This window comes from Rubellimicrobium mesophilum DSM 19309 (assembly GCF_000600335.2).
GTDB lineage: Bacteria > Pseudomonadota > Alphaproteobacteria > Rhodobacterales > Rhodobacteraceae > Rubellimicrobium > Rubellimicrobium mesophilum.
In genome coordinates this window covers 21,672-42,821 of the sequence record NZ_KK088572.1, presented here as the reverse complement: position 1 = coordinate 42,821, position 21,150 = coordinate 21,672, and the positions used below count along the sequence as shown (strand labels likewise).

Below are 21,150 nucleotides of genomic sequence, written 5' to 3'. Positions count from 1 at the left end.
CCCCGTGAAGACAGCCATCCTGACCCTGGCGCTCGGCCTGCTGGCCGCGCCCGTCCTGGCCCAGACCTCCGAGGAGGACGCGCGCGCCAATGCCGTGGTGCTGCCCATGATCCAGGAGCAGGTCCAGGGCTACCACGCGCAGGTCGTGACCGCCTGCATCGTCGCCTCGGCCCAGCCCGAGGAGAAGGCGCAGCTCGCCGCCGCCGCCGGGCCGTCGGCCGAGATCGCGCCGGTCGTCAACGCGGTGCTGGCGCGGCCCGCGACGATCGACTGCATCAAGGCCACCCTGGCCCAGCAGTAAGAGCCCACCCCGGCGCCGGGCGGACCGCCGCCCGGCCCCCTCCGCGACCTTGAGGAACCCGAGAGATGGTCCAGCTTCGCCTGCCCAAGAACAGCCGCATGAGCGTCGGCAAGACCTGGCCCAAGCCCGAAGGGGCGACCAACCTCAAGACCTTCCGCATCTACCGCTGGAGCCCGGAGGACGGGGGAACCCGCGCGTCGACACCTACTTCGTCGACCTCGACAACTGCGGGCCGATGATCCTGGACGCCCTCATCCACATCAAGGACCGGATCGACCCGACGCTGGCCTTCCGCCGCTCCTGCCGCGAGGGGATCTGCGGCTCCTGCTCGATGAACATCGACGGGGCGAACGGTCTGGCCTGCATCACCGGCATCGACGAGGTGAAGGGCGACGTCCGCATCTACCCGCTGCCGCACATGCCGGTCATCAGGGACCTGATCCCGGACCTGTCGCACTTCTTCGCCCAGCATGCGAGCGTGAAGCCGTGGCTGGAGACCGAGACCAGCCCGCCCGAGAAGGAGTGGCGGCAGTCGATCGACGACCGCCGCAAGCTCGACGGGCTCTACGAGTGCATCCTCTGCGCCTGCTGCTCGACCGCCTGCCCGAGCTACTGGTGGAACGGCGACCGCTACCTGGGGCCGGCGGCGCTGCTGCACGCCTACCGCTGGATCGTGGACAGCCGCGACGAGGCGACGGGCGAGAGGCTCGACGACCTCGAGGACCCGTTCAAGCTCTACCGCTGCCACACGATCATGAACTGCGCCAAGACCTGCCCCAAGGGGCTGAACCCGGCCAAGGCGATCATGGATATCCGGCGGCTGATGCTGGAGCGGATCGTCTGACCCGGCGGTGCGGGTCCACGGCATCGACTTCACCAGCGCACCGAGCCGGAGGAAGCCCATCCGCGTTGCGGAGTGCCGGCTGGACGGCGGCCGTCTGAGCTTCGAGGGGCTGGAGGGGATCGCCTCGCTGCCGGGCTTCGAGGCGTTCCTGGCGACCCCCGGACCCTGGGTGGCGGGCTTCGACCTGCCCTTCACGCAGTCGCGCCGCTTCCTCGACAACATCGGCTGGCCGCGCGACTGGCCGGCCTTCGCGGACCGCCTGGGAGGTCTCACGCGGGCCGGGTTCCGGGCGGCGCTGGAGGGCTACAAGGCCGGGCGCGCGCCAGGGGACCGCGAGCACGCCCGGGGCTACGAGGTCGGGACGGGGGCCGTGAGCCCGCAGAAGCTCTACGGCGTGCCGGTGGCGCTGATGCAGTTCGAGGCCGTGCCCCGCCTGCGCCGGGCGGGGGTGCATATCCCGGGGCTCGCGGAGGGCGACCGGAGCCGGGTGGCGCTGGAGGCCTATCCGGGCGTCGCGGCGCGGGCGCTGATCGGGCGGGTGCCCTACAAGAGCGACGTGAAGGCCAGGCAGACGCCCGAGCGGGCGGCCGCGCGGCGGGAGTTGCTCGGATGCCTGACGGGCGCGGAGGGCCAGCGGCGCTTCGGCCTGCGGGTCGAGGCGCCGGGATGGCTCGCCGACGATCCGACGGGGGACCCGCTCGACGCACTGCTCTGCGCGGTGCAGGCGGCCTGGGCCCACCGGCTCATGGAGGAAGAGCCGGAGAGGATCGCCGGGCTGGACCTGTCGGAGGGATGGATCGCCGACCCGGACGTGCTGGGCCGGCTCCGCGCACGCCAGGGGGATTGACCGCCCCGGGGCTCACTCGGCCGCGAGCATCCGGTAGGTCTCGACGTTCGGGCAGAACCCGGTCTCGGGGGCCAGGGCGCCGCCATCGAGGGCCTCGCGGCAGCGGCCCTGCTCGCGGCAACGGGTGCAGGTGAGCGCGGCGGCGATGCGGAGCGCGCGGTCGCGGTCGAGCCGGGCGGGGTCGAGGCCGTTGATGCGCGCCATCTCGTCCATGCGGGCCAACTGCTCGGTGGGCATGAGAGCCAAGGCGCGGAACTCGCCGTAGCTCAGGCCGTAGTCGTCGATCTCGTCCGAGGTGACGCGGGCGAACTCGCGCCTGAGCTCGCGCCGCTCGCGCCAGGCGTCGAGGCGTTCGGAAAGGGTCATGGGGGCGTCCTCCTGAGGATGAGGGAGAACTAGACCCCCGAGGGACAGGGCTGTTTGATGAAGATCAACCTTTGCTCCGGCCGTCGCGACCCGCGTCGATCCGATCGCGTCAGGGAGCCGCGAAGGCCGCCTCGAGGGCGATCTCGATCATGTCGGCGAAGCTCCTCTCGCGCTGATCCGAGGGAAGCGCCTCGTGGGTGACGACATGGTCGCTGACCGTGAGGACCGCGAGGGCGCGGACCTTGTGGCGGGCGGCCAGCAGGTAGAGCTCGGCCGCCTCCATCTCGATGCCGAGGACGCCGTGGCGGATGAGCTGCTCGGTGTGGTCGTCCCTCTCGCTGTAGAAGGTGTCGGAGGAATGGATCACGCCGACATGGCTGCGCGTGCCCCTGCCTTCCGCCGCGCGGTGGGCGGCCGAGAGGAGGCCCCAGTCGGCGACGGGGGCCAGGTTCAGCTCGCGCAGGAGGGCGGAGGAGGGGGTGGAGACGGAGGAGGCCGCCTGGGCGAGGATCACGTCGCGCAGGCCAGTGTGGGGCTGGAGGCCTCCGGCCGAGCCCACGCGGATCAGGGTCCGGGCCCCGTAGTCGCGGATGAGCTCGTTCACGTAGATGGACAGCGACGGCATCCCCATGCCCGAGCCGTGGATCGTGACGCGGTGGCCCCGCCAGGTGCCGGTGAAGCCCAGCATCCCCCGCACGCGGTTCACGCAGGTGGCGCCGTCGAGGAAGGTCTCGGCCGCCCACTGGGCGCGGAGGGGGTCGCCGGGGAGGAGCACCGTCTCCGCGATCTCGCCGGGCGCCGCGCCGATATGGGTGGTCATGCCGTTCATTCCCCTTGGACTGCTCCGGCGCATGTGGCCCCGGGGCGGGAGGGAAGTCAAACGTGGCGGGCGGGTCCCGATTCGGCGCGGGGAGGGATTCGCGCGAGCCGAGGTCGCGCCGGCCTCGGGGCGGTCGGGAAACCGAATGCGATCACCGTTCCGGGAGTCCCTGGGCCCGTTCCGGTTCGTCCTGCATCTCGCGCAATCACCCGGGGAGATCGGCGTCGCGATGGGCTATTCACGCGACCTGAGATCCGCCCCTTCGATAAGCGTCGCGAATATTGCGATTTCCTGGGAGCCGGAGCGAAGAGCGGCCACGAGGCACCGCCCCGGACCGGCAATCGCGATTGCCGTCCTCTTGATTAGCCGGGCGACAAGGAAGGGATCGCAAGTTGTCACGTTCGCGGCACCGGCGTTTTCCCGGGTGCGACGAACGATCCTGGAACCACGGCACCGGTCATGAGCGAAGCACGGGCGCAAATGAACGGGTCGCCGCGCCAAGCTCCTGGTCCTGGCGTGCGGCGCGGCGCCGTCGGGAACGACGGCGGGTAAATCCGTTCGCGGCGCGACGCAGGCCGGCGACATCGTCCCGGCCCGCGCCTGCCACGATCCGGTGGTGCGCCTGCGACGGCAGGCGCCCCTTGCGGCCTCAGGCGATGCGGAGGTCGTCGAGCGAGCGTCCCGCCGCCTCGGCCTCGTGGACCCAGCGAGGGCGACGCCCACGGCCGGACCAGGTCTGCTCGGGGTTCTCGGGGTTGCGGTAGCGCGGGGCATTGGCGGCCCCTTCGGCGGCCCCCCGGCGACGGCCCCGGCCGGGAACCTGGGCGACGAAGGGGGTGAGCTCGGCCAGGGTGAACCCGTGCTCACGTACGGCCTCTTCGGCGGCCTTCAGGGCATTGCGGCGGTCGCGATCCCCGACTGCGGCGATTGCCTTGTCGATATTCGCGCGGAGAGTCATCAACTCCTTCCGCGACATGCTCTCGTATTCGGTCATCGTTCATCCCTCGATGGTTCTTATTGCACACGGCACGGCTATCACCCAACCGATTATATCTCCTAATAGCGTTTGCCACGGGGATTTCAATCTCACGAAAGTGAGGTTCGGTGAAATTCCGCGCATTCTCCGCTTGCCGCTCGCCCCGCGTCATTCGGGGCTCGCATGGCCGGGATTGTTCCTGCCGCTCTTCCCTGTCATGGCTCGGATCCATGACCCGGACCATCGCCATTCCGCTTTGGCTGCTGATCCTGATCCTGCTCTTCGCGGGGGTGACCTTCGCGTCGCATTTCCTGTTCCCCTCGGTCCGCTGGTTCTTCCGGCGGCGGATGGAGCGGGCGGTCGCGCGGCTGAACACCCGCCTCGCGCGGCCGATCGAGCCCTTCAAGCTCGCGCGGCGCTACGACATGATCCAGCGGCTGATCTACGACCCCGCCGTGACCCGCGCCGTCGCCGAGGAGGCCCGTGCCGAGGGCATCCCCGAGAACGTCGCCTTCGAGAGGGCGCGGGACTACGCGCGGGAGATCGTGCCGGCGTTTTCCGCCACGCTCTATTTCGGATGGGGCGCGCGATTGGCGCGGTGGCTGTCGCGGTCGCTCTACCGCATAAGGCTGCCGCAGATCGACATGGCGGAGCTGGACCGGCTGCCGCCCGACGCGGCGGTGGTCTTCGTGATGAACCACCGGTCGAACATGGACTACGTGCTGGTGACCTGGCTCGTGTCCGCGTCGGCGGCGCTGAGCTACGCGGTGGGGGAATGGGCGCGGGTCTGGCCGCTCTCGGGCGTGATCCGGATGATGGGGGCCTTCTTCATCCGGCGGCGGAACCATTCGGCGCTCTACCGGCGGGTGCTGCAGCGCTACGTGCAGATGGCGACGGCGGCGGGCGTCACGCAGGCGATCTTTCCGGAAGGGCGGCTGAGCCTCGACGGGCGGCTCGGGGCGCCGAGGCTGGGGCTTCTGAGCTACATCGTGGAGGGGGCGCCGGAGTGGACGCGGGACGTCGTCTTCGTGCCGGTGGCGCTGAACTACGACCGGGTGCTGGAGGACCGCTTCCTGATCCGCGCCCGCGTCACGGGCGAGCGCCGCTTCCGTCCCCCCCTGGGCGAGGTGCTGGGGGGCCTCGGACGCCACCTTGCTGAGCGGGTGACGATGCGGTTCCGGGGCCTCGGGACGGCCAAGGTGGTGCTGGGGCCGCCGCTGTCGCTGCGCGAGTTCCTCGCCGGGGCGCCGGACCAGCCGACCGAGGCGCTCGGCCGCGAGCTGATGGACCGGATCGCCCGGGCCATGCCGGCGCTCCCCGTCCCGCTGGTGGCGCGGCATCTGCTGGACGGGCGGGCTTGGGCGCCCCCGGCGCTGGAGGACGCGATCCGCGCCGACCTCGATGTCCTGGAGGCGCGGGGCGCCGACATGCCGGGGCGCGGGCCCATCAAGATCGTGGAGGACGCGCTGGGGCTTCTTCTGGAGAGGGGCGCCATCGTCGCGGAGGGTGGGCGGCTGCGCCGGGCCGAGGGAGCGGAGGACCTGCTCGCCTATTACGCGGGCAGCATCGCTCACCTCTTCGCGACAGGGAGCTGACGGCGTTTTTTTCCGTTTGGTAAAATTTCGGGCCTGTGGCAGGCTGCGGCAAAACATCGCCTTGGGAGGTGAGACCGCATGAACAGCCCGCAGACGCCCGGCGTCGTCCCGCACCGCCTCGACCCGGAGCGGATCGCCGCCAACTTCTCGGACGCGCAACTGCCCTTCGACGCGCACGAGGCGCGGGTGGCGGCGGACCGCTGCTACTTCTGCTACGACGCGCCCTGCATCGCGGCCTGCCCGACCGAGATCGACATTCCCCTGTTCATCCGGCAGATCCAGGCGGGACAGCCCGAAGTCGCGGCCAAGACGATCTGGGACCAGAACATCTTCGGGGGCGCCTGCGCGCGGGTCTGCCCGACCGAGCAGCTTTGCGAGGGATCCTGCGTGCGCGAGGCGGCGGAGGGCAAGCCCGTGGAGATCGGGCGGCTCCAGCGCTACGCGACGGATGCCGGCATGGCACGGAACGCGCATCCCTACAGCCGCGCGCCCTCGACCGGGAAGCGCGTCGCGGTGGTGGGCGCCGGGCCGGCGGGGCTGGCCTGCGCGCACCGGCTGGCGATGCATGGGCACGACGTCGTGGTGTTCGACAAGCGGCCCAAGCCGGGCGGGCTCAACGAATACGGGATCGCGGCCTACAAGGTGCCGAACGACTTCGCGCAGGGCGAGGTGGACTGGCTGCTGCGGATCGGCGGGATCGAACTGCGGATGGGCGTGGAGCTCGGGCGCGACATGACGCTGGAGCAGTTGCGGCAGGATTTCGGCGCGGTGTTCCTCGGGATCGGGCTGCAGGGCGTGAACGGGCTCAGGGTGCCGGGCGAGGAGCGGGGCGGGGTGCACGACGCGGTGGACTTCATCGCGACGCTGCGGCAGGCGCCGGACAAGGGCGTGCTGCCGATGGGGCGGAACGTGGTGGTGATCGGCGGCGGCATGACGGCCATCGACGCGGCGGTGCAGTCCAGGGCGCTGGGGGCGGAGAACGTCACCATCGTCTATCGCCGCGACCAGGCGCAGATGAGCGCCTCGAACTACGAGCAGGACCATGCGAAGCACGTGGGCGTGAAGATCGTCCACGAGGCGGCTCCGGTGGAGCTCCGCGGGAACGGGGCCGTGCGCGAGGTCGCCTTCGCCTATACCGAGGCCACGCCCGAGGGTGGCCTGCGGCTGCGCGAGGACGGCTTCGGGCTGCAGGCCGACATGGTGTTCAAGGCCATCGGGCAGACGCTCGGGGCACTGCCGGATGGGGTCGCGGCTATGGGCGGAAAGCTCGACCTGGGGAGCCTGCCGGCGGGGGTCTGGATCGGCGGCGACTGCTCGCCGGGCGGACAGGACCTGACTGTGACGGCCGCCGCGCAGGGGCGCGACGCGGCCGAGGCGATTCATGCGGCGCTGATGGGGAGGACCTGAGCGATGGCGAACCTTGCGACCAACTTCATCGGCATCAAGAGCCCGAACCCCTTCTGGCTCGCCTCGGCGCCGCCCACGGACAAGGAATACAACGTCCGCCGCGCCTTCGAGGCGGGCTGGGGCGGGGTGGTCTGGAAGACGCTGGGGTCCGAGGGGCCGCCGGTCGTCAACGTCAACGGGCCGCGCTACGGCGTGGTCTACGGGGCCGACCGCCGGGTGCTGGGCATCAACAACATCGAGCTCATCACCGACCGGCCGCTCGAGGTGAACCTGCGCGAGATCAAGTCGGTCAAGCGCGACTATCCGGACCGGGCGCTGGTCATCTCGCTCATGGTCCCCTGCGACGAGGAGTCGTGGAAGGACATCCTGACGCGCATCGAGGACACGGGCGCGGACGGGGTGGAGCTCAACTTCGGCTGCCCGCACGGGATGGCGGAGCGGGGCATGGGGTCCGCCGTCGGGCAGGTGCCCGAATACATCGAGATGGTCACGCGCTGGGTGAAGCAGTATTCGCGGATGCCCTGCATCGTGAAGCTCACGCCCAACATCACCGACGTCCGAAAGCCCGCCGAGGCGGCGAAGCGGGGCGGGGCCGATGCGGTCAGCCTCATCAACACGATCAACTCGATCACCAGCGTGGACCTGGACAGCTTCAGCCCCGAGCCGATGATCGACGGCAAGGGCACGCATGGCGGCTATTGCGGGCCGGCGGTGAAGCCCATCGCTCTCAACATGGTGGCCGAGATCGCCCGGAGCGCCGAGACGCGGGGGCTGCCCATCAGCGGCATCGGGGGCGTGACCACCTGGCGCGACGCGGCGGAGTTCCTGGCGCTGGGCGCGGGGACGGTGCAGGTCTGCACGGCGGCCATGACCTACGGCTTCAAGATCGTGCAGGAGATGGCGGCGGGGCTCTCGGCCTACATGGACGAGAAGGGGTTCACGAGCGTGGACGAGCTCGTCGGACGGGCGATTCCGAACGTCACGGACTGGCAGTACCTGAACCTCAACTACGTCACCAAGGCGCATATCGACCAGGACCTCTGCATCAAGTGCGGGCGCTGCTTCGCGGCTTGCGAGGACACCAGCCATCAGGCGATCGCCATGGGGCCGGGGCGCGTGTTCAGCGTGAAGGACGAGGAGTGCGTGGCCTGCAACCTCTGCGTGGACGTGTGCCCGGTGGAGAGCTGCATCACGATGGTGGAGCTGCCCAAGGGCGCCGTCGATCCGCGCACGGGGATGGTCGTGGGCGACTACGCCAACTGGACGACGCATCCGAACAACCCGGCGCGGAAGATCGCGGCGGAGTGACGTCGGGTCCTCGATGGTCGTGAGGGGGTCGGGGCGCTGTCCCGGCCCCCTTTGCGTCGGGGCCGGGCAGGCGGCGTGCGGGTCGTGCATGGCTCTCTCCTGCGGCGGGTGGCTGATGGGGAGAGATTCGCAGAGAGAGATTAACGAATTCCGATAGCAACGAACGTTGTGGCTGGGGCGACGCAACACCGCTAGATGTGGGGTCCGCGCCCCGGTTTTCCGCAAGGGAGCCGGTGCGGAGGGGCGAATCACGCAGGAGGCGAGATGCGGCAAGGGCTCGGGCGCAAGGCCGAGGCGGTGAACCTGTCCCCCGGTCCGAGGGCGGCGGGGTGAGCGGCGAGGTGCTGGATGTGGTCCAGAGGCTCGTGCTCTCGGCGCCGGGGGAGGTGGTCGTGCTGGTGCTGGCGGTGGCCGTCGCGCTGCCGGCGCCGGACGTGGACCTCTGGGCGATCCGGCTGCTGCATCACCGCTCGATCCTGACGCATTCGGTGCTGCTGCCGCTGCTGGTGTCGTGGTTCCTGCCGGAGCTGGGGCCGGCGGCGGTGGCGGGGGTGTCGCTTGGCGTGGCGGTGCACCTCGCGGCGGACCTGCTGTCGCCGTCGCACGGCTTCGGGCGGGTCTACTGGCCCGAGCCTTTCCAGGTGAGCCTGGGGCGGTGGAGCGCGCTGTGGCTCATGCTGAACGCGCTGGGGGCGTCGTGGCTCGCGGTGGCGGTGCTGCCGGCGGGGGAGGCGTGGCGGTATCTGGCGGCCGGGGTCGGAGCGGTGGCGGCGGTGGGCTACGGGTTGCGGAAGGAGCGGTCGGTGCTGTCGGCGCTGGTCGCGCTGGGGGTGGTCGCGGCGGGCCATGCGCCGAGGTGGTGGCTGGGCTGAGGCGGCGCGGGGTTGCCGAAGGTGGTGGGCGCCGCCACCTAAGGAGCGGTTAGCTGGGAGACCGCTCATGGACCTGTCCGTCCTCGACCTCTGCCCCATCGTGGAAGGCGGCGACGCCGCGCGGGCGTTCCGCGAGTCCGTGGCTCTCGCGCAGGAGGCGGAGCGGCTGGGGTTCAAGCGCTTCTGGCTCGCGGAGCATCACAACATGCCGGGGGTGGCCTCGGCGGCGACGGCGCTGGCGATCCAGCACGTCGCGGCGCATACGACGACGATCCGCGTGGGGGCGGGCGGGATCATGCTGCCGAACCACGCGCCGCTGGTGGTGGCCGAGCAGTTCGGGACGCTGGCGACGCTGTTCCCGGGGCGGATCGACCTCGGCCTCGGCCGCGCGCCGGGGACGGACATGGCGACGGCGCGGGCGCTGCGGCGGCACATGGTGTCGGAGGACAGCTTCCCGCAGGACGTGGTGGAGTTGATCGGATACCTGTCGAAGGAAGGCGGGGAGGCGGCGGTGAAGGCGGTGCCGGGCGTGGGGACCGAGGTGCCGGTGTGGATACTGGGGAGCTCTCTCTACGGGGCGCAGCTCGCGGCCTATCTGGGGCTGCCCTATGCCTTCGCCTCGCATTTCGCGCCGGGCCATCTTGAGGAGGCGCTGGAGGCGTATCGGGCGACGTTCCGGCCGTCGCGGTGGCTGGAGGCGCCCCGGGTGATGGTCGCGATGGGCGCGGTCGCGGCGGCGACGGACGAGGAGGCGGAGAGGCTCCGGTCGTCTCAGGTGCTGTCCTTCGCGCGGCTGCGGACGGGGCAGGCGGGGAAGCTGCCGCCCCCGGGGCCGCTGGACTCGGTGCCGCGCGAGGCCATGGCGGGGGTGAACCACGCGCTGGGCTTCGCGGCGGTGGGGAGTCCGGCGACGGTGCGGCGGCGGCTCGGGCAGGTGGTGGAGCAGTATCGGCCGGACGAGATCATCCTGGCGGGGATGATCTTTGATCTGGAGGCGCGGCTCGCGTCGCTGCGGATCATGGCCGAGGCCGCGCAGGAGCTGAAGGCGGCGGCCTAGATCGCCGCCCAGAGCACCGCCAGCGCCAGGAGGATCGCCCAGGCGCTCCAGAGGGTGCGAACGGAGGCCTCGATTTCGCGGGGGCCGATGGTGCGGCGGCCCTGCGGGTGCACCCAGGGGAAGTCGCGCATCTGGCCGTGGTAGGAGCGGGGGCCGGAGAGGGCCACGTCGAGGACGCGGGCCATGGAGGCCTCGGGCCAGCCGGCGTTGGGCGAGCGGTGGAGGCGGGCGTCGGCGACGATGTCGCGCCAGTGGCCGCGCGGGCGGGTGAGCCAGATGAGGAGCGCGGAGAGGCGCGCGGGGATCAGGTTGAGGAGGTCGTCGAAGCGGGCGGCGGCCCAGCCGAACTGCTCGTGCCGGGGCGTGCGGTGGCCGATCATGCTGTCGGCGGTGTTGGTGAGCTTGTAGGCGAGGAGGCCCGGCAGGCCCGCGACGGCGAACCAGAAGGCGGGGGCGACGAGGCCGTCGGAGAAGTTCTCGGCGGCGGATTCGATGGCGGCGCGGGCGACGGCGGGCTCGTCCAGGGTCGCGGTGTCGCGGCCGACGATCATGGAGACGGCGTGGCGGCCTTCCGGCAGCGAGATGCGAAGGGCGCGGGCGACGGCTTGGACGTGATCCACCAGGGAGCGCTGGGCGAGGAGGATGGCGCCGACGAGGACCTCGGCGATGCGGCCGGGGAGGGCGGCGAGGACTTGGCCCAGGGCGATGGCGCCGAGGAGGAGGAGCGCGAGGGCGAGGACGCCCTTGAGGCGGGTGCGGTCGTTGAAGGTCCGGTCGGCCCAGGCGACGGCACGGCCCATGAGGACGGCGGGGTGGGGCCAGCGGTCCCAGAGGGCGCGGGGCTCGCCGAGGATCGCGTCGAGGAGGAGGGCGAGGACGAGGCTCAGAGCGCGGCCTCCAGGTGCGCCCAGCGGTCGGGGTGCGGGAGGCCGAGGCGGAGCCAGGTCCGGGAGTAGGGGAAGACGCGGGAGAGGACGTGGGTGCGGGCGAGGCGGTCGTGCCAGGCTTGCGCGTCGTCCACCTCGTAGAGGCGGAAGAGAGTGGTGCCGCCGGCGACGCTCGCGCCCCTGGCGGTGAGGAGGGCGTCGAGGCGGTGGGCGTCGGCGGCGAGGCGGCTCCGGGCGGCCTCGGCCCAGGCGGGGTCGGAGAGGGCCCGTGCGCCGATGGCCAAGGCGGGGCCGGAGACGGGCCAGGGGCCGAGGGCGTCGTGGAGGCGGGTGGCGATGGGGCCGGGGGCGAGGATGGCGAAGCCGAGGCGGAGGCCGGCGAGGCCCCAGAACTTGCCGAAGCTCTTGAGGACGAGGGTGCCGGGATGGGCGGCGCGGGCGACGTGGGTCGCCTCGGGCGTCACGTCGCAGAAGCTCTCGTCGAGGACGGCGAGGCTTGGCAGCGCCTCGGCGGGCCAGAGGCGGCCGGTGGGGTTGTTGGGATGGACAAGGACGGCGGGCGCGTCGGAGTCGTCCGTGAGAGGGATGCCGGCGGCCGAGAAGCTCGCGGCGTATTCGTTGTAGGTCGGGCCGGGGATGCGGATGCGGGTCGCGCCGAGCGCCTGGGGCAGGCGCGCGATCAGGGCGGAAAGGCCGGGGGCGGGGACGACCTCGGCGGCGTCGGGGACTCGCCAGAAGGTGCGGGCGGCGACGACGAGGGCCTCGGTGGCGGCGCGGTCGGGGAGCGCGGTCCAGGCGTGGGGCGGGATGGGCGGCAGCGGGTAGGGGACCGGGTTGATGCCGGTCGAGAGGTCGAGCCAGTCCCCGCGCGCGCCGCCGTGGCGGGCCATCGCGGCGTCGAGGCCGCCGCCGTGGTCGCGGGGGATGGGGGCCCCGAGCGGAGCCTCGATGCTCATGCCTCCTCCGGGAGCGGGGGATGGCGGGTCACGAAATGGCCCTTCACGGGCTGGGGCCAGAGCTTGTAGGGGACCTGGCCCGTGCCGCTCCCGTCGTGGAGCGCGGCCCAGGCGACGATGGCCTCCGCCGCCTCGGTCGTGGGCTCGAAGCGGCCGAGCGTGTAGCAGAGCTTGCCGGACGCCTGGACGGCGACGTTGCAGCCGTGATCGCAGCCCATCAGGCAGGACACGCGGCGGGTGCGGAGGGAGGTGCCCTGGGCGGCCGCCTCCACCAGCGCGGCGAGGCGGGCGCCGGGCGGCTCGGCGCCCTCGGCGGGGCCGGGCCAATCCGGGCGCTTGCAGGTCTCGCAGACGGTGATCCAGGTGGGCATGGGCCGGGGTTGAAGCGCATCCGGGCCCGAGGGGCAAGGGCCCCCGGTCAGGCGGGGCAGCGGGCCAGGATCTCGGGCGGGCCGCCCGGGGCCACGAGGACCAGGATGTCGGGCGAGGGGTTGAACAGCGACACCTGCCCCCGGAGACCCGGCAGGGCCAGCATCCCGGGACGGATCTCGTCCAGCCCGTCGAGGCCCAGGTAGGCCATGGCCTCGTTTTCGTCGACGCTGCGGTCGAAGGTGTTGCCGATGATCCAGTCGTGACGGATGGCCATGGTGACCGCCTGCCCGTCCCGACCGCTCGTGCGGCGGAGCTCGAAGCTGCGGGGGGCGGTCTGGACGAGGGCCGAGGGCGTGCGCTCGCAGGCCTGCCGCAGGATCGCCGGGTCGAGGCCGGCGGGGTCGGTGAAGAGGACGCCCGCGGGGGCCCAGTCGCCCTGCAGGCCGGGCAGCAGCGCCATGACGGCGGCGTCCGCGAGGAGGTCGGCCTGGCCGAGGCTCGGGGCGCCGGGCAGGGTGAAGGCGCGGGCGGCGGCGGCGTACTGGCTGGCGAGGTCCTGCGCCATCGCGGGCGCGGTGGCGAGGAAGAGGGTGAGAAGGGCGTGGCGCAGCATGGCGGTCTCCCGGGGTGCGACGGCCCCAGGGATCACGCCCGGGCCGCTGTCCTCAAGCCCGGGAAACCCGACCCCAGCCCTTCGCGCCCATGCGGCGCGCCGAGGTCGAGGCGCGGGCCGATGGGGACGATGCGCGTCGGGTTGATGCTCTCGTGGCTGTAGTAGTAGTGCCGCGCGATATGGTCGAGGTGCACGGTCCCGGCGACCCCAGGGGTCTGGTAGAGGTCGCGCGTGTGGGCCCAGAGCGCGGGATACTCGATGAGCTTGCGGCGGTTGCACTTGAAGTGGCCGTGGTAGACCGTGTCGAAGCGGATCAGCGTGGTGAAGAGGCGGATGTCGGCCTCGGTCAGGCGGTCGCCCATGAGCCAGCGCTGGCGGGCCAGGCGCGCCTCCAGCCAGTCGAGCGTGTCGAAGAGGGCGTGGGCGGCCTCCTCGTAGGCCCTCTGGCTGCGCGCGAAGCCCGCGCGGTAGACGCCGTTGTTGACGCAGTCGTAGACGCGGGCGTTCACCTCCTCGATGTCGCCGCGCAGGGCTTCGGGCCAGAGGTCCAGGGGCTCGGCCCCCAGCGCGTCCCAGGCGGAGGTCAGCATCCGGATGATCTCGGAGGATTCGTTGCTGACGATGACCTCGCGCTCGCGGTCCCAGAGGACGGGGACGGTGACCTTGGTCGTCGCCCGGGGGGGCGCTGCGCAGGTAGATGTCGCGGAGGAAGGGAAGGCCGTGAAGAGTGTCGCCGGTGGCGCCGGGGAAGTCCGTGCGGAAGGTCCAGCCGTCCTCGAGCATGTCCGGGTGGACGACCGAGACGCCGATGTGGGGCGCCAGCCCCTTGAGGGCGCGGACGACCAGGGTCCGGTGGGCCCAGGGGCAGGCGTAGCTGACGTAGAGGTGGTAGCGGCCCGATTCCGCCGGGAAGCCGCCCTCGCCCGAGGGGCCCGGCGCCCCGTCCGGCGTGACCCAGTTGCGGAAGGTCGAGGCCGGGCGGTCGAAGGCGCCGTCCTTGATGCGGGCGAGGGGCGCGTTCGCCACCCAGGTTCCGTTCTCGAGCTGACCCATCGGGCGCCTCCTTGGAATGCCCGCACGGACCTAGAGGATGCGGAGGCCGAGGAAAGGCGCAAAGGCTGCGCAGGAGCGCACAGGGGCGAGGCCGGGAGAGCGCGGCATGTCGCCCCATGAGCGTCGGGTGCCGCTTCCACTCTTGGCGAAGGGGCCCCGGGCAGGGTAGGAGGGGCGCCAGACGAAGCCCTGCGGGGCCGGACAGGTGGTGCGAGGGGGACCGACCCGTCCCGGGGATGCCCGGCGCGCATCGTCGAACGGGGGTTCTCCTCGCGCGGCCGGCATCCCGCTCCCAACCTCGGCCACGGGAGCCAGACCGATGCGCAAGATCCTTCCCCTCCTCCTTCTCCTGCCGACCTCGGCCCTGGCCCATCCGGGGCACCTGAGCGCGCTGGACGGGCACGACCACTACGTGGCGGCCTGGGCGCTGCTCGGCGCCATCGCGGGGTCGGGCTGGCTGGTCTGGACCGAGCTGACCCGGCCCAAGGACGAGAAGCCCAAGCGGACCAAGGACGACGGGGCCGGCGCTTGAGCGAGCGGATCGGGGTCCTTCTCTGCGGCCACGGCTCGCGCGATGCCGGGGCGGTGGAGGAGTTCGCGGAGCTGGCGGCCCGGCTGCCCGCGCACCTGCCGGAGGACTGGCTGGTCGAGCACGGCTACCTGGAGTTCGCGAACCCCGTCCTGCGCGACGGGCTGGAGGCGCTGAAGGCCAAGGGCGCGACGCGCATCCTCGCGGTGCCGGGGATGCTGTTCGCGGCGATGCACGCCAAGAACGACATCCCGACGGTGCTCTCCACCTGGGGCGCGCGGTCCGGGGTGCCCGTGACCTACGGGCGCGAGCTGGGCGTGGACCCCAAGATGATCGCCGCCGCCGCCGACCGCGTGCGCGAGGCCATCGCGCGGGCGGACCGGGCCAACGGGCCGGTGCCGCTGCACGAGACCTGCCTCGTGGTGATCGGGCGCGGGGCCTCGGACCCGGACGCCAACGCCAACGTATCCAAGGTCGCCCGGATGCTCTGGGAAGGGCTGGGGCTCGGCTGGTGCGAGGTCGGCTATTCGGGCGTGACCTTCCCGCTGGTGGAGCCGTGCCTGACCCATGTGGCGCGGCTGGGCTACCGGCGGGTCGTGGTGTTCCCCTACTTCCTGTTCACGGGCGTGCTGGTGGACCGCATCTACGGATTCACCGACCGGGTCGCTAGCGCGCAGCCGGGGATCGAGTGGGTCAAGGCGGACTACCTTGGGCTGCATCCCGAGGTGCTGCGGACCTTCGCGGAGCGGGCTGTGGAGCAGGTCGAGGGGGTGCCGCCCCCGAACTGCCAGATGTGCAAGTACCGCACGCAGGTCCTGGGCTTCGAGGCCGAGGTGGGCAGCCCGCAGGAGAGCCATCACCACCACGTCGAGGGGCAGGGGGCGTCCGCGCCCGGGTCCAACGTGGCGGACTGCAAGCTCTGCGACGACTTCTGCACGGGGCTGTGCCGGCTGGGGATCGCGGCGGCGGAGCCCTTGGGGCACGTCTCGCACATGGGCGGCGGGCACCTGCACGACCATGGCGACGGGCAGCTCCACTGGCATGGGCCGGGCGGGCATCATCACCACCATGGGCACGGCCACGACCACGGGCATGAGCATCCGCGCTACCCGCACGAGGACCACCCGCTGGGGCCGATCTCGGCGCTGTCCACGCTGAAGGCGCGCTAGGCCCTTTATCTGGCTCCAAATATTCCCGCCGGAGGCTTTCGCGGCCTCCGCTTGCGCCGAGGCATCCGATGCGTCCCTATCTCAAGGACCCCGCCGCGATCTACGCCGAGAGCTTCGCCACCGTGGAGCGCGAGGCGCGGCTCGACCGCTTTCCGGACGACCTGCGGTCGCTGGTCATCCGGGTGATCCACGCCTGCGGGATGGTGGAGGTCGCGGACCGGCTGGCGTTCTCGGCGGGCGCGGGGGAGGCGGGGCGGAAGGCCCTGGCCTCGGGTGCGCCGGTGCTCTGCGACTGCGAGATGGTTGCGGCGGGGATCATCCGGTCGCGGCTGTCGGCGGGCAACGAGGTCGTCGTGACGCTGAACCACGAGGGCGTGCCGGAACTGGCGCGAGCCCTCGGGACCACGCGGTCGGCGGCGGCGGCGGAGCTGTGGGAAGGGCGGATCGAGGGGGCGGTGGTCGCCATCGGCAACGCGCCGACGGCGCTGTTCCATCTGCTGGAGAAGCTGGACGCGGGCTGGCCGAAGCCGGCGCTGATCCTAGCCTTCCCGGTGGGCTTCGTGGGGGCGGCGGAGTCCAAGGCCGAGATCGCGGCGGACCCGCGCGGGGTGCCCTTCGTGGCGCTCAAGGGGCGGCGCGGCGGGTCGGCCATGGCCTCGGCGGCGGTGAACGCGCTGGCGGCGCCGTGACGCCCTGGCTTCATGTCGTGGGGATCGGGGAGGACGGGCTCGGGGGGCTGCCCCCGGCGGCGCGTGCGCTGGTGGAGGCGGCCGAGGTCGTGGTCGGGGGCGAGCGGCACCTCGCCATGGCCCTGGGGGGCGCCGAGCGGATCGCCTGGCCCTCGCCCTGGAACGCCATGGCGGAGCGTCTGGGCGCACTGAGGGGGCGCCGCGTCGTCGTGCTGGTGACGGGGGACCCCGCCTGGTTCTCGGGCGGCGTGACGGTGGCGCGGGCCTTTTCGGGTGAGGCGGTGATCCATCCCCATCCGGGTGCCTTCACCCTGGCGGCGGCGCGGATGCTGTGGCGGGTCGAGGAGACCGAGTGCCTGTCGGTCCATGGACGCCCGCTCGAACGGGTGGTCCCGCATCTGGCGCCCGGGGCGCGGCTCCTGCTGCTGGCGAACGGGTCCGGGACGGTGGGGGATCTCGCGCGGCTCCTTTCGGCGCGGGGCTGGGGGCCGAGCCGGATCGTGGCGCTCTCGCATATGGGCGGGTCGGAGGAGAGGCGCGTCGGGGCGACGGCGGAGGGCTGGGCCGGCGAGACGCCGGCCTTCGTCACCCTGGCCGTGGAGTGCGTTCCCGGCCCCGGTGCCACGGTCCTGCCGAGGACCGGGCTGCCGGACGATGTGTTCCAGTCGGACGGGACCATGACCAAGCGCGAGGTGCGGGCGGCGACGCTGGCGAAGCTGATGCCGCTGCCGGGAGCGCTCCTGTGGGACGTGGGGCTCGGGTCGGGGTCGGTCGCGATCGAGTGGATGCGGGCGGCGAGGGGGGCTCGGGCGGTGGGCGTGGAGACGCGCGCGGACCGGCGGGCGATGGCGGCGGCGAACGCGCTGGCGCTGGGGGTGCCGGAGCTGGAGATCGTGGCGGGCGAGGCGCCGGGGGCGCTGGACGGGCTGCCGGAGCCGGACGCGGTGTTCCTGGGGGGCGGGCTGTCCGAGGCGGCGTTCGAGGTCGCCTGGGGGCGGCTGAGGCCGGGCGGGCGGCTCGTGGCGAACGCGGTGACGCTGGAGGGCGAGGCGGTGATGATGGCGCTGCACCGGGCGCATGGGGGGGACCTCGTGCGGATCGCGGTGTCGCGGGCGGAGCCGGTGGGGCGGCTGACCGGCTGGCGGCCCTCGATGGAGGTCATGCAGTGGAGCCTGTCGAAGCCATGGTAGCGGGGCGGCTCATCGGCGTAGGCGTGGGGCCGGGGGCGCCGGACCTGCTGACGCTGCGCGCGGCGCGGGCGATCGAGGCGGCGCGGGTGCTGGCCTATCCGACGCTCGCGGGGGCGCCGTCGATGGCGCGGGGGATCGCGGCGGCGCATGTCGGCGCAGGCGTGGAGGAGATCGCCATCGACGTGCCGATGACGCCCGCCCGGGAGCCGGCGCAGAGGGCCTATGACGAGGGGGCCGAACGGATCGCCGGGCACCTGAGCGCTGGGCGGGACGTGGTCTGCCTCTGCGAGGGGGACCCGATGTTCTACGGGTCGTTCATGTATCTGCAGGCGCGGCTGGCGGATCGCTTCGCGGTCGAGGTCGTGCCGGGCGTGACCTCGGTCTCGGCGGCGGCGGCGCTGGCGCGGCTGCCGCTGGGCGCCCGCGAGGGGCGAATCGCGGTGCTGCCGGGGACGCTGCCGGACGAGGCGCTGCGGGCCGGGATCGCGGCGCACGAGACGGTCGCGGTGATGAAGCTCGGGCGGCATTTCGGGCGGGTGCGGGCGCTGGTGGACTCGCTGGGTCTCACGGACCGCGCGACGCTCGTCGTTCGGGCGACGCTGGACGGCGAGGCCGTCGTGCCGCTCTCGGAGGCGCCGGAGGAGGCGCCGTATTTCTCACTTCTTCTGATCGCGAAGGACACCGACCCATGGCTCTGACCCCCGTGGTGGTCGCCCTGACCTCCTCTCCCGTGGCCCGCCGGGTGGCCGATGCCCTTGGGGTGCCGCTGCATGGCCGCGCGACGCGCGTGGACGGCGCGGACGTGGCGTTCGAGGACACGCTGGAGCACGTGCGGACGCTGTTCGCGGCCGGGGTGCCGGTGGTGGGCGTCTGCGCGGCGGGCATCCTGATCCGGGCGGTGGCCCCGCTGCTGTCGGACAAGCGGGCAGAGCCGGCGGTGGTCGCGGTGGCCGAGGACGGCTCGGCGGTGGTGCCTCTGCTGGGGGGGCACCGGGGGGCGAACGCGCTCGCGCGGCGGATCGGCGAGGCGCTGGGGGTGCCGGCGGCGGTGACGACGGCGGGGGATGTGGCGCTCGGGATCGCGCTGGACGAGCCGCCGGAGGGGTGGCGGCTCGCGGTGCCGGAAACGGCGGGCGCGGCGATGGCGGCGCTGCTTGCGGGGCAGGGCGTCAGGCTCACCGGCGAGGCGGCGGGGGAGGCCGGGTGGCTGAGCGCGCTGCCGGAGGGCGATCTGGAGATCGCCTGCTCGGTCGCGCCGACGCCGGGGGCAGACCTGCACTTCGCGCCCCGCAAGGTGGTGCTGGGCGTCGGTGCCTCGCGCGGGTGCCCGGCGGAGGAACTGGCGGAGCTGGTGCGCGAGGCGCTGGAGGAGGCGGGCATCGCGCCCGAGGCGGTCGCGGCGGTCGGGACGCTGGACCTCAAGGCCGACGAGGGGGCGATCCTGGAGCTGGCGCGGGACATGGGCGCGCCGCTGCGGCTGTTCCGGGCGGAGCAACTGGAGCTCGAGGCGCCACGGCTGGCGACGCCGTCCGAGATCGTCTTCTCCGAGGTGGGGTGCCATGGCGTCTCCGAGGGCGCGGCGCTGGCGCTGGCGGGGGAGGGCGGGCGGCTGCTGACGGCCAAGCGGAAGTCGCGGAACGCCACCTGCGCCCTAGCAGTGGCCGCTAGTCCGGTGACGGTGCTCGCCGGACGGCCGAGGGGGAAGCTGTCGGTCGTCGGGATCGGGCCGGGGCAGGCGGGGTGGCGGACTCCGGAGGCCTCGCGGCTGGTCGCGGAGGCGGAGGAGCTGGTGGGCTACGGGCTCTACATCGACCTGCTGGGGCCGCTGGCGGCCGGCAAGGCGCGCGTGGACTTCCCGCTCGGGGGCGAGGAGGACCGCTGCCGCTACGCGCTCGAGCGGGCGGGCGAGGGGCGGAACGTGGCGCTGGTCTGCTCGGGCGACGCGGGCATCTATGCGATGGCGGCGCTGGTGTTCGAGCTTCTGGACCGGCGCGAGAACGGGGTGTCGGATGCCGCGCGGCGGGCGGAGGTCGTGGTGACGCCCGGCATCTCGGCGCTGCAGGCGGCGGCGGCGCGGGCGGGGGCGCCATTGGGGCACGACTTCTGCGCGGTGTCGCTGTCGGACCTGCTGACCCCGCGCGAGGATATTCTAAGGCGGCTCAGGGCGGCGGCGGAGGGCGACTTCGTGATGGCGCTCTATAACCCGGTGTCGCGGACGCGGCGGACGCTGCTGGCCGAGGCGCGGGACATCCTCTTGAAGCACCGGCCCGAGGATACGCCGGTGCTGCTGGCGTCGAACCTCGGGCGGCCGGAGGAGGCGATCCGGTATCGGCGGCTCGCCGACCTGCGGGTGGACGAGGTGGACATGCTGACGGTGGTGCTGATCGGCTCCTCGCAGAGCCGGATCGTGGAGCGGGGCGAGGGGCCGAGGCTCTATACGCCCCGGGGCTACGCGCGGAAGGTGATGGCATGACGGTGCATTTCATCGGGGCGGGGCCGGGGGACCCGGAGCTGCTGACGCTCAAGGCGCAGCGGCTGATCGCGGCCTGCCCGGTCTGTCTGTATGCCGGGAGCCTGGTCCCGGAGGCGGTGGTCGCCGGGGCGCCGGAGGGGGCGCTGGTGCGGGACACGGCGACGATGACGCTGGAGGAGACGCACGCGCTGATCGTCGAGGCGCACGCGCAGGGGAAGGACGTGGCGCGGGTGCATTCAGGGGACCCGTCGCTCTATGGGGCGACGGCGGAGCAGATCCGGCTCCTGAAGCGCGACGGCATCCCCTTCGACATCACGCCGGGGGTGCCGGCTTACGCGGCGGCGGCGGCGGCGCTGGGGCAGGAGCTGACGGTGCCCCGGGTGGCGCAGAGCATCGTGCTGACGCGCGTCGCCATGCAGAGCACGGCGATGCCCGAGGGCGAGACGCTGGAGAACTTCGCGGCGACCGGGGCGACGCTGGCGATCCACCTGGGGGTGCGGGCGCTGCGGGACATCGTGCGGCGGCTCTCGCCCCTCTACGGTGAGGACTGCCCGGTGGCGGTCTGCATCCGCGTGGGCTGGCCGGACCAGGCGATCCTGCGCGGGACGCTGGCGGACATCCACGCCAAGGTGCGGGAGGCCAAGGTGACGCGGACGGCGCTGATCCTGGTGGGCCGCGCGCTGGGGGAGTCGGCGGAGTTCCCGGACAGCGCGCTCTATGATCCCGCGAAGCCCCATGTGCTGCGCCCGCGCGTGAAGGGGGGCGTGGCATGACCGTGGCGGACGGGCCGGCGAGACAGGATGTTGCTGAACCGGCAACTTGATTT

Annotated in this window: 21 protein-coding genes and 2 pseudogenes; 15 read left to right on the top strand and 8 right to left on the bottom strand. The window is 72.7% G+C overall.

Translation table 11 applies throughout. The annotated features are described in order from the left end of the window. Positions 1–4 precede the first annotated feature (4 nt). The 3 genes and pseudogenes from RUMESO_RS11810 to RUMESO_RS11800 all read left to right on the top strand — a co-directional run bounded on the left by RUMESO_RS11810 (position 5) and on the right by RUMESO_RS11800 (position 1,992). Positions 5–301 carry a hypothetical protein gene (locus RUMESO_RS11810; RefSeq protein ID WP_037280417.1) on the top strand — a complete coding sequence of 99 codons (297 nt, stop codon included), beginning with the start codon at positions 5–7 and terminating at the stop codon, positions 299–301. Between the two features lie 65 nt (positions 302–366). Beyond that, positions 367–1,145 (top strand): annotated as a pseudogene (locus tag RUMESO_RS11805) (succinate dehydrogenase iron-sulfur subunit). A gap of 7 nt (positions 1,146–1,152) precedes the next feature. Continuing rightward, positions 1,153–1,992, top strand: coding sequence for a DUF429 domain-containing protein (locus tag RUMESO_RS11800; protein WP_037280415.1), 840 nt, complete (start codon positions 1,153–1,155; stop codon positions 1,990–1,992). Positions 1,993–2,004: 12 nt separating this feature from the next. Here RUMESO_RS11800 and RUMESO_RS11795 read toward each other — a convergent pair whose 3' ends face one another. The 3 genes from RUMESO_RS11795 to RUMESO_RS11785 form a co-directional block, all read right to left on the bottom strand. Further along, positions 2,005–2,358, bottom strand: a complete 354-nt coding sequence (locus RUMESO_RS11795; protein ID WP_037280413.1) for a DUF6455 family protein — start codon at positions 2,356–2,358, stop codon at positions 2,005–2,007. Positions 2,359–2,467: 109 nt separating this feature from the next. Further along, positions 2,468–3,178, bottom strand: a complete 711-nt coding sequence (gene deoD, locus RUMESO_RS11790; protein ID WP_037280441.1) for a purine-nucleoside phosphorylase — start codon at positions 3,176–3,178, stop codon at positions 2,468–2,470. A 649-nt stretch (positions 3,179–3,827) separates the two neighbouring features. Continuing rightward, entirely contained in the window at positions 3,828–4,172 is a 345-nt protein-coding gene (locus RUMESO_RS11785; protein ID WP_037280410.1) for an H-NS histone family protein, read from the bottom strand. 212 nt (positions 4,173–4,384) lie between these two features. Here RUMESO_RS11785 and RUMESO_RS11780 point away from each other — a divergent pair, with 212 nt between their 5' ends. The 5 genes from RUMESO_RS11780 to RUMESO_RS11760 all read left to right on the top strand — a co-directional run bounded on the left by RUMESO_RS11780 (position 4,385) and on the right by RUMESO_RS11760 (position 10,393). After that, positions 4,385–5,749 carry a 1-acyl-sn-glycerol-3-phosphate acyltransferase gene (locus RUMESO_RS11780; RefSeq protein ID WP_037280408.1) on the top strand — a complete coding sequence of 455 codons (1,365 nt, stop codon included), beginning with the start codon at positions 4,385–4,387 and terminating at the stop codon, positions 5,747–5,749. A gap of 78 nt (positions 5,750–5,827) precedes the next feature. Next, positions 5,828–7,156, top strand: a complete 1,329-nt coding sequence (locus RUMESO_RS11775; protein WP_037280406.1) for an NAD(P)-dependent oxidoreductase — start codon at positions 5,828–5,830, stop codon at positions 7,154–7,156. A 3-nt stretch (positions 7,157–7,159) separates the two neighbouring features. Continuing rightward, positions 7,160–8,464, top strand: a complete 1,305-nt coding sequence (gene preA / locus RUMESO_RS11770) for an NAD-dependent dihydropyrimidine dehydrogenase subunit PreA (RefSeq protein ID WP_037280404.1) — start codon at positions 7,160–7,162, stop codon at positions 8,462–8,464. 329 nt (positions 8,465–8,793) lie between these two features. Further along, positions 8,794–9,336, top strand: coding sequence for a hypothetical protein (locus RUMESO_RS11765; protein WP_037280402.1), 543 nt, complete (start codon positions 8,794–8,796; stop codon positions 9,334–9,336). A 67-nt stretch (positions 9,337–9,403) separates the two neighbouring features. Continuing rightward, positions 9,404–10,393 (top strand): LLM class flavin-dependent oxidoreductase, encoded by a 990-nt coding sequence (locus tag RUMESO_RS11760; protein ID WP_037280400.1) that lies wholly within the window; start codon positions 9,404–9,406, stop codon positions 10,391–10,393. Here the strand turns inward: RUMESO_RS11760 and cbiB are convergent. From cbiB to RUMESO_RS11735, 5 genes and pseudogenes are all read right to left on the bottom strand, one after another. After that, positions 10,390–11,280: an adenosylcobinamide-phosphate synthase CbiB gene (gene cbiB / locus RUMESO_RS11755; protein WP_037280398.1), complete on the bottom strand. Its 891-nt coding sequence runs from the start codon at positions 11,278–11,280 to the stop codon at positions 10,390–10,392. The genes RUMESO_RS11760 and cbiB overlap by 4 nt on opposite strands. Continuing rightward, positions 11,277–12,236, bottom strand: coding sequence for an aminotransferase class I/II-fold pyridoxal phosphate-dependent enzyme (locus RUMESO_RS11750; protein WP_037280396.1), 960 nt, complete (start codon positions 12,234–12,236; stop codon positions 11,277–11,279). Before RUMESO_RS11750 ends, cbiB begins: the two co-directional genes overlap by 4 nt. After that, positions 12,233–12,607, bottom strand: a complete 375-nt coding sequence (locus tag RUMESO_RS11745) for a DUF1636 family protein (RefSeq protein WP_037280394.1) — start codon at positions 12,605–12,607, stop codon at positions 12,233–12,235. The genes RUMESO_RS11750 and RUMESO_RS11745 overlap by 4 nt, the downstream gene beginning before the upstream one ends. 47 nt (positions 12,608–12,654) lie before the next feature. Next, positions 12,655–13,221 carry a hypothetical protein gene (locus RUMESO_RS11740; protein WP_037280392.1) on the bottom strand — a complete coding sequence of 189 codons (567 nt, stop codon included), beginning with the start codon at positions 13,219–13,221 and terminating at the stop codon, positions 12,655–12,657. 32 nt (positions 13,222–13,253) lie between these two features. Further along, a pseudogene (locus RUMESO_RS11735) lies at positions 13,254–14,274 on the bottom strand (glutathione S-transferase family protein). A 319-nt stretch (positions 14,275–14,593) separates the two neighbouring features. Between RUMESO_RS11735 and RUMESO_RS11730 the strand changes: the two are divergent. From RUMESO_RS11730 to cobM, 7 genes are all read left to right on the top strand, one after another. Beyond that, the gene (locus RUMESO_RS11730) at positions 14,594–14,806 is read left to right on the top strand and encodes a DUF6732 family protein (RefSeq protein WP_037280390.1); all 213 of its coding nucleotides are present in this window, start codon (positions 14,594–14,596) and stop codon (positions 14,804–14,806) included. Then, positions 14,803–15,972 (top strand): sirohydrochlorin chelatase, encoded by a 1,170-nt coding sequence (locus tag RUMESO_RS11725; protein WP_037280388.1) that lies wholly within the window; start codon positions 14,803–14,805, stop codon positions 15,970–15,972. The genes RUMESO_RS11730 and RUMESO_RS11725 overlap by 4 nt, the downstream gene beginning before the upstream one ends. 68 nt (positions 15,973–16,040) lie before the next feature. After that, positions 16,041–16,661: a precorrin-8X methylmutase gene (locus RUMESO_RS11720; protein ID WP_037280386.1), complete on the top strand. Its 621-nt coding sequence runs from the start codon at positions 16,041–16,043 to the stop codon at positions 16,659–16,661. Then, positions 16,658–17,851, top strand: coding sequence for a bifunctional cobalt-precorrin-7 (C(5))-methyltransferase/cobalt-precorrin-6B (C(15))-methyltransferase (locus RUMESO_RS11715; RefSeq protein WP_037280384.1), 1,194 nt, complete (start codon positions 16,658–16,660; stop codon positions 17,849–17,851). Before RUMESO_RS11720 ends, RUMESO_RS11715 begins: the two co-directional genes overlap by 4 nt. Next, complete coding sequence (cobI, locus tag RUMESO_RS11710; RefSeq protein WP_037280382.1) at positions 17,845–18,549, top strand: precorrin-2 C(20)-methyltransferase; 705 nt, start codon at positions 17,845–17,847, stop codon at positions 18,547–18,549. Before RUMESO_RS11715 ends, cobI begins: the two co-directional genes overlap by 7 nt. Then, entirely contained in the window at positions 18,540–20,324 is a 1,785-nt protein-coding gene (cobJ, locus tag RUMESO_RS11705; RefSeq protein ID WP_037280380.1) for a precorrin-3B C(17)-methyltransferase, read from the top strand. Before cobI ends, cobJ begins: the two co-directional genes overlap by 10 nt. After that, complete coding sequence (cobM, locus tag RUMESO_RS11700) at positions 20,321–21,097, top strand: precorrin-4 C(11)-methyltransferase (RefSeq protein WP_037280378.1); 777 nt, start codon at positions 20,321–20,323, stop codon at positions 21,095–21,097. Before cobJ ends, cobM begins: the two co-directional genes overlap by 4 nt. Positions 21,098–21,150: the final 53 nt, after the last annotated feature.